The 7,702-nt window shown below is 46.1% G+C and carries 6 protein-coding genes; 4 read left to right on the forward strand and 2 right to left on the reverse strand.

The annotated features are described in order from the left end of the window. Both VIM87_RS02905 and tssD read right to left on the reverse strand, forming a co-directional pair. Positions 1-551 (reverse strand): hypothetical protein (locus VIM87_RS02905; protein ID WP_331995514.1); only part of this gene is annotated, 551 nt, incomplete at its 3' end. A 76-nt stretch (positions 552-627) separates the two neighbouring features. Continuing rightward, positions 628-1,017, reverse strand: a complete 390-nt coding sequence (gene tssD, locus VIM87_RS02910; protein WP_089913042.1) for a type VI secretion system tube protein TssD — start codon at positions 1,015-1,017, stop codon at positions 628-630. 878 nt (positions 1,018-1,895) lie between these two features. On the opposite strand from tssD, the gene VIM87_RS02915 reads away from it, so the two are divergent. From VIM87_RS02915 to VIM87_RS02930, 4 genes are all read left to right on the forward strand, one after another. Next, positions 1,896-4,361: an ATP-dependent Clp protease ATP-binding subunit gene (locus VIM87_RS02915; RefSeq protein WP_331995515.1), complete on the forward strand. Its 2,466-nt coding sequence runs from the start codon at positions 1,896-1,898 to the stop codon at positions 4,359-4,361. A gap of 203 nt (positions 4,362-4,564) precedes the next feature. Continuing rightward, positions 4,565-5,014, forward strand: a complete 450-nt coding sequence (locus VIM87_RS02920) for a hypothetical protein (RefSeq protein ID WP_331995516.1) — start codon at positions 4,565-4,567, stop codon at positions 5,012-5,014. A 133-nt stretch (positions 5,015-5,147) separates the two neighbouring features. Next, positions 5,148-6,527, forward strand: coding sequence for a DUF5458 family protein (locus VIM87_RS02925; RefSeq protein ID WP_331995517.1), 1,380 nt, complete (start codon positions 5,148-5,150; stop codon positions 6,525-6,527). 129 nt (positions 6,528-6,656) lie between these two features. Continuing rightward, complete coding sequence (locus tag VIM87_RS02930) at positions 6,657-7,553, forward strand: hypothetical protein (protein ID WP_331995518.1); 897 nt, start codon at positions 6,657-6,659, stop codon at positions 7,551-7,553. Positions 7,554-7,702: the final 149 nt, after the last annotated feature.

A 7,702-nucleotide genomic window follows, 5' to 3' on the forward strand; every position in this document is an offset into this window, starting at 1 on the left:
CCGTTATACTTCTCAAGCCATCTCAATATCCTGGGAAGGGTCCAGGAGGTTTCCTGGTCGATCTTCATCATTTTAATAGCATCTACAGCGCTTTCTTCAAACTCAAATGGCGGCGCATGGCCTACTTGTGGTCGTCTTTTAGGTACGTGCGTAGTATAGCCTGTTAACGGATCTCCGTTATGTAAATGCTTATTAAAATTACCACCGGTTTCTGTATAATGGATACAGGCAATAAAGTACCACGGTATCTGTGCGCCGGATGAACCTTCCGTGAGCACCGGTGCAGCGGTCATATAATGCCGGAGTGCGGGATGCAGGGATGTATCATAACGGTTGTCAAAAAAATAACAGGTTCCTGATCTTTCATACATATAATAGTCTGCATACCGGATCCCGTACTTAATAGCCAGTGAAATATACTCATACCGCCGTTGGTTGTTAGACATCTTATTAACAACGGTATTTACTTCGCTCAGCTTTTCCGTTTTGATCTTACAGGTGTCAAACAGTTGAACATATTCCTGATCAGTAGGTGTAATAGCGCCTGCCATACGTTGATCTGTTAATATATTAAGGCCAATCCCTTAAAAGACCGGCCAAATAGTTTTTACATGGCTCCCGCTCCCCCTACACCGGCCACGGGTTCTGAAAAGAGCTGCTGTTCAGCTTCACCTCTTTTGCCGAAATAGTAATTTGTACCTGCATGGGGTGGTCGCCGCTGGCCTGGAAGCGTTCTTCATAATTTACGCAATAAGCATCGGAGAACTTTAACTCTTTGAGCTTGGATAAAGCATCACGGCGGTAAAATACAATGCTGCCGCTTTTGGTTTTTGTATTGGAGATCATCCATTCAAACAGGTCGGTGCTGCCGTCGGATTCCAGGGTTACGGTGATCTGTCCGCCGGTAGGCCGGGAGGCAGGTTTACCATTATGATCTATACCTTGTGCAAAAGAGAACTGACAATCCAGTACGTTGATTTCTTCACCGTCTAATTGCATGACTGCTTTAAAAGACATATAATTAATTGTTTTTTGGATAATAGATGAATAAGCTAAATGACCGTGGATGCTGTTAATACAGGGCTGGTGATGCGGTTAACCTGGTCAACGTACAACAATAACCACTGCTGCAACAGCACAATTTATTTTGGGTGTAAGGCTTTTCTCATGGTGCACTTTATTTGGGTTAAAACAGTTTCAAGGTTCATCAAACTTCCAGGTACGAAAATAGGTATTCTTATACATTTTCAATACCTGCCTGTTATTAATTCTCCCGCTTGCTGTAGCCTATCCAAAATATTGCCAATCTCTATCAGGCAGCAACATATACGGTTAATTATTAAAATGAGATCATTTTTTATAACAGGTTCCTTTAATGAACGGTGTCACGGTTTGCCGGCTGCGCATGGTTTGCGCGCTTTTGGTATTTTTAACAAACAGTATCTTAATTGTTCTGAATAAAGATATGTTGCCCACGAATGTAATAAATTATTGCACCTTTGCAACAGACTTGTATAAGACCCCTGTATTAAATTAATAGGACCCCGCAAGCTTCCATAAAAAGTTATACGTGTGAATTTATTATAAGATTAAATAAATATTTAATTAAATATTTTCATTAATTGTTAATTCACCAAACTGATTAATAGTTATTTATGAACCGTTTACTGCTGGGTGTGATCTAAATCTTTTGTTATAATGCGCAGCTGAGATTGGTTGCTTGCAAGCCACCACAGCCCCTCACACCGTGTAGGAAATTTATTATATACATTTAAAGTGTATCTTTATTGCTTCGATACAAGATACAAGTATCATAATTTTTTGACCCAAACCATTGGCCCCCAGGCTATGGACATACGAACTGGAACATTTAGAAAAACCGAGAATCATCCCAAATGACCCTGGCTACATACACTACATATACTCCAGAGGTGCAGGCAGCCATACGCATTGCCCAGGCAATTGCGAAAGAATACCGCCATGCGCAATACACACCCGCACATTTATTAAAAGCATGTTTGCATAAGGAAGTAGGCATCGCTGCCGCCTTACAGGCTATGGATATAGATATCTATTACCTGGAAGAATGGGCCGATGTACGGCTGGATAACCATCCCAAGGCATCGCGCCTGCCGGATGAGCCGGAAGAGGATGACCAGGCAGCCGCTGTTCTACAGGAGGCAGACTCTATCCGCCTGGAACAAAACCTGGATGCCGCAGATGCCTGGAGTCTGCTGATAGCGCTCAGCACACCTGGTGTTGGCTTTTCTTTTGAGCAGCTGAAAACATTCCCCTTTACAAGAGATCAGCTGCTTGCACGGTATAACAATAACGGCAAAACGAAACAGCTGGTTACGGTGAACGGTCAGGCCGGCACACCCGTAAGCTCCGCAGCATTAAAATATGTATACCGCCTTACCGACCCGCAGCGCCTGGAAGAAAAACATGCGCTGATCGGCCGTGATGCGGAGATCCGTATAATGACGGAGATCCTTACCCGTAAAGGAAAATCCAGCATACTTATTATAGGAGAAGGCGGGGTAGGTAAAACCTCCGTTGCAGACGGGCTGGCACGCGCCATTGTACAAAAGCAGGTGCCGCTAAGCTTACAGCAAACAGAAATTTATGCGCTCGACTATGGCGCCTTCATTGCCGGCGCAGCATATAAGAATGAGCTGGAAGACCGCCTGCTGCAGATCATTCAACAGCTGAAACAAACGGGCAGGCATATACTTTTTATAGATAACCTGCATACCCTGCTGGATAAGCAGCCGGGTTCCGGCAGCGGCGGTATTGCCAACATCCTGAAGGCTTCCCTGGGTAAAGGGGAGATCATTGTTATCGGCAGCAGCACACCGGAAGGTTTCCGCAAGCTCATAGAGCCGGATGGCATGTTACGCCACTGCTTTGAAACTATTACCCTGCCTGAGCCGGATGAAGCCCTGGCAGACCGCATGATACAGGCTGTAATACCTTCTTACGAAGAGTACTATCGCTTAAAGACCAGTGCGGATGTAACGCTGGAGGCTATACGCCTTTCACGCCGTTACCTGAAAGAACGCAGCCTGCCGGATAGCGCCATTAACCTGCTGGACCGTACTATGGCTGCCATTCGCACCCTGCAGGATACCGGCGCACAAACCTTACAACAGCTGCAGCAGCAGTTAACAGATACTGATGTAACTAAAGACACCGCCAAACAAGACCTGTTATGGCTGTACCAGCAGCTTACACAGCGGCTCAGCACTTTACTCACCAGCCGCCTGCACAATCAAAAAGACCTTTATAAAATAGACGATACACAGGAGCTGCATGCCACCTTACAGGATATGCTGCAGCAGCTGCAAACGCTGGCTGCCAGCCACCAGGATGAAGTAACGGTTGTGGACCTGGCAACCATTATTGCAGAAGCTACCGGCATTCCCCTGGGTAAGATCCAGTCCGAAGAACGGGAGCGCCTGGTGAACATGGATGCCCATTTACGCAAACGCGTAGTAGGGCAGGACCATGCACTGAAAACCGTGGCAGAAGCCATCCTGGAATCCCGCTCCGGCTTAAGCCGCCCGGGCCAGCCCATTGGCTCTTTCTTTTTCCTGGGCCCAACCGGTACCGGTAAAACTGAGCTTGCCAAATCTTTGGCAGACTTCTTGTTCCAGGACGAGCGCTGCATGATCCGGTTTGACATGTCCGAGTTTAAGGAAGAACATTCTGCAGCCTTATTATATGGTGCTCCTCCGGGTTATGTAGGTTATGAAGAAGGCGGATTGTTAGTGAATAAGATACGGCAGCAACCCTATGCCGTGGTGTTGTTTGATGAAATTGAAAAGGCGCACCCCTCTGTTTTCGATATCTTTTTACAGATCATGGATGAAGGGAAACTGCATGACCGCCTGGGTAAGACCGGCGATTTTTCCAATGCACTGATCCTCTTCACCTCCAATATAGGAAGCGATGTAATTGCGCAATCTTTCCGGGATGGCGTTATTCCGCCATCACAGCAGCTCATGGAAATTATGGCCCGTCATTTCAGGCCGGAGTTCCTGGGCCGGTTAACGGAAATAGTGCCCTTCGGCCCCATTCAGCAGGAGAATGTGGTGAAGATCTTTGATATTCACCTGAAACATTTATTGCAGATGCTGGAGCAGCAGCAGATCGGTTTTAATGTATCGGATGCCGCAAGGCAGCAGCTGGCCACGCAGGGGTATTCCCCGCAGTACGGCGCCCGTCCGCTGAAAGAGGTGATCCGCAGCCGCCTGCGCAAACCCCTTTCCCGCATGATCATAGAAGGCAGCCTGCAAAAGAACATGCAGGTGAATTTAGATGTGGATGATAAAGGAGAATTACAATGGGACGTTAAGTAATTACGAATTATTTAATTACAAATTACGAATTGGGTACCTCAGATTGTAAATTACCGTTGCATTGTCTAATCAAGAATTACAATTGAGTTGGGAGTGCTTAATTCGTAATTGAATAATTCGTAATTCGTAATTGAACATTCTGTTCTTCGGGATAAATCGTTAAATTTAAGTAGTAACCATAGCAAATATTAAAATCTTTTATTATGAACGATAACTATGGAATTGGTGGTAATGAGGTGAAGCTGGATGCCAATGAGGCCATTATAGAAATATCTCATAACCGTACATTGTTTGCTGAGAAGTTAACCCAGCAAACCCCGATCAAACCTGAAATTGTACAGGGGTTAACCAAAGTAGAGGACGTATTTGAGCACTACAAACCCACGGTGCCCATTACTTTTCATGATGCAGACGGCTCCGGTGTAAATGAAACATTGCAGTTTCATAACCTGGGCGATTTTGGCATCAAAGGCATCACCGGCCAAAGCGCTTTCCTGAACGATCTGTATTCTGAAAAAGAACAGTTCCTCAAGATCATGAAACACCTGAAAACAAATAAGATCCTGAAGGCTGCACTGGCCGATCCTGCTGCACGGCAGGCTTTACTGGGCGCCGTAAGAGGAATGTTAAAGGACCTGGATAAGAATAAATAATTACGAATTTATTAATTGCGAATTACGAATTGGATCAAAGCGATTTTCAAACCGTAATCCGTAATTAGTAGTATTTGTAGTTATGAGAAACACATTCGTAATTCGTAATTGAATAATTCGTAATTGAACCCATATGGCAGAGTTACAAAAAAGTCAGCAGCAGGATCTTGAAACTGCTGGTCAGTCTGCACCACAGCAGCAGGAATTAACGCTGGAACAAAGTATTGACGCGTTAGCGAAATACGGTTCGTTCGACCTGCTGGAAGCCGTTATTGAAGGCGCACAGAACCTGAACCCCGACCGTAAAGCAAGACGTAATATTTTCCTTACAGAAGCCAATAAAAAAGGCGAGCGGGATAAGCTTAAGAAATCCCTGCAGGTATGGGAAAAAGTGCTGTCCGCTACTTCAGAAGTAGGGGACATGGTTACCTTTTGTACAGAGCATGCGGAAGAAGCCGACAAGGTGCTGAGCAAAAACCTGGCAGAAGCGGTTGAAGCCACCAAAGAGCTGGAACAATCCTACCGTAACGTAGCCCTGTTCTTTAAGAACACAGAATCCGATAAGATAAAGAATGTAACCTTCATTAACGTGGAGCTGGACCAGCTGAAAGACCTGGACAACACCCGCTTTATTGATTCCATTCACCAGGAGCTTGTACAGAACTACGACCGTTTGGACCTGCGCGGCAACTACAGCCTGCTGGTTATTCCCGGTTACCTGGGTTCTAACAAGGTGTTGGAAAAATGGGCTAAGATAGCCTATGAGAACAAGGTGATGCTGATCACCGACTTCTCTCACCTGGATGCGCCGGATGATGTGATGGAGATGTTTGAGCAGGCTAACCTTACCGGTGGCGAAATTCACCGCTCTAACGTGATCATGGCCTGTAACTGGCTGGTAGGCCGCGGTAAGTTCGATGAAGTAGGAGAGGAAGATAACCTGTATGTACCGCCCTCCGGATCACTGGCAGGTAAAATATATAAAACCCTGATGTCGCAGGTAACGGCCGGTAAAAAGTTCGGCGGTATGAACGAGGTGGATGGAGTAAAGTTTGAGCTGAAGAAAAGCGAAATAGCCAGCCTGGAAAAAATGGGCCTGGTGCCGATGGTTAAAGAATATGGTAAGGTAATGGCCTTCAGCGCCAAAACCCTGTTCAATGGCGATAACATTGGCCTGCAAACCTATTCTGTGGTACGTGTATTCGACTACGTGACCAAGGTGTTGATGGATTTCCTCAACCGCCGTGCATTTGAGAATTTTAATGCCAATACCCGTAAGGATCTGATGAAACAGATCATCCGCTTCCTGGACAGCATAACCGGGCCGGATAAGCTGATAGAAGATTTTAATATCCGTCGTTTTGAGCAGGATCCGATCCAGAAGGACCGCATCCACCTTGACATTCACCTGAAACCTTATTTCCCTGCCAAGAACTTCCTGATCAAGATGGAAGGGCATAAAGGAGATGATGGGAATGACTGGGATACTGAATACGAGCAGGAAAAAAAATAATGTGCAAATATGCAGATGTGCAAATGTGCAGATGTTGATCTTCGCGGCCAATCATTTGCACATTTGCATATCTGCACATCTACCTATCTACATCATTCCGTACCTGTGTTAATAATCATCAAAAAAAGAATGGCAACATTAGGGCATGTGACAGTGGGCATGTGTGCCGGTTTACTGCTGCTTTTTAGCAGTAAGGCCAGCGCGCAATCCGCGTCCTCCATAGATACAATACTTACTACCAAAGGGGCCGCTACCCTCATAAGCTGTAGCGCACCGGTAAGCACTTTCCAGATCGGCGATGGTAAAAATGCAGATTATGATTACCGGATAGTGGACAGGAACCTGGTGTTTATAAGGCCTACGGCCGCTACACCCAGAACCACCAACCTGATCGTAAGGGAAGGCAGCAATGTACATTACCTGATACTGGCCTACCATGATAAAGTAGATCTGGCGCAGCTGAAGTACACTTTGTCAGGCAAAACAGGCGCTGCCGCCAATCCTGCCGCCACCCCGGAAGCAACCATCGTAAAAGGCAGTGATGGAAAGCCGGTACCCGTAGTAACGGAAGATGAAGGAACCGCTGCCGCCGCCGTGAATATTGATACCGTAACAGTAAGCAAAGTGGCGGATGATTTTGGAAAACAACAGAAAGCAGGTCACCAGCATGAAACTAAAATAGATGGTGTTACGCTTAGCTATTCCAACGCTATGACGCTGAACAACCTTATTTATTTATGCTACCACCTGCGCAACCGCTCGCAGCAGCCTTATAACCTGGTGAAAGCCACCCTGATGTATAAGGACAGCAAAGCAGCCAACCGGTTGTATACCATGCCCATATTATACAAAAAAGCACCGTCTACGGTGAACAGGAAGGATGAGCAGCAGCTGGTATTTGTAGTACCTGCCCGCGCATTGAAGAAGAGTGATGAAGTGATCATAGTACTGCAGAATAATGCGGATGCCCGCCAGCTGGTGTTATACACCCCTGTAGATGCGCTGCCAAGGTATATGGTGCAGTAGCTAATGTAGTCCATGGTCGATAGTCCATGGACCATAGCATAGAGCGTTGAAATTGAAGTACGCAATAAGCAAGGCCTGTTGCCCGCCAGCAGCATCACGTAGTAACTGCAGCATGTAAAAGGCAATGGACTATGGACCATGGTCCATGG

Source organism: Chitinophaga sp., from assembly GCF_036569125.1.
In the GTDB taxonomy this organism is placed as follows: Bacteria; Bacteroidota; Bacteroidia; order Chitinophagales; family Chitinophagaceae; genus Chitinophaga.

Coding starts and splice junctions, on each gene's coding strand:
- tssD (WP_089913042.1), bottom strand. CDS start 1,017: ATGTCTTTTAAAGCAGTCATGCAATTAGACGGTGAAGAAATCAACGTA.
- VIM87_RS02915 (WP_331995515.1), top strand. CDS start 1,896: ATGACCCTGGCTACATACACTACATATACTCCAGAGGTGCAGGCAGCC.
- VIM87_RS02920 (WP_331995516.1), top strand. CDS start 4,565: ATGAACGATAACTATGGAATTGGTGGTAATGAGGTGAAGCTGGATGCC.
- VIM87_RS02925 (WP_331995517.1), top strand. CDS start 5,148: ATGGCAGAGTTACAAAAAAGTCAGCAGCAGGATCTTGAAACTGCTGGT.
- VIM87_RS02930 (WP_331995518.1), top strand. CDS start 6,657: ATGGCAACATTAGGGCATGTGACAGTGGGCATGTGTGCCGGTTTACTG.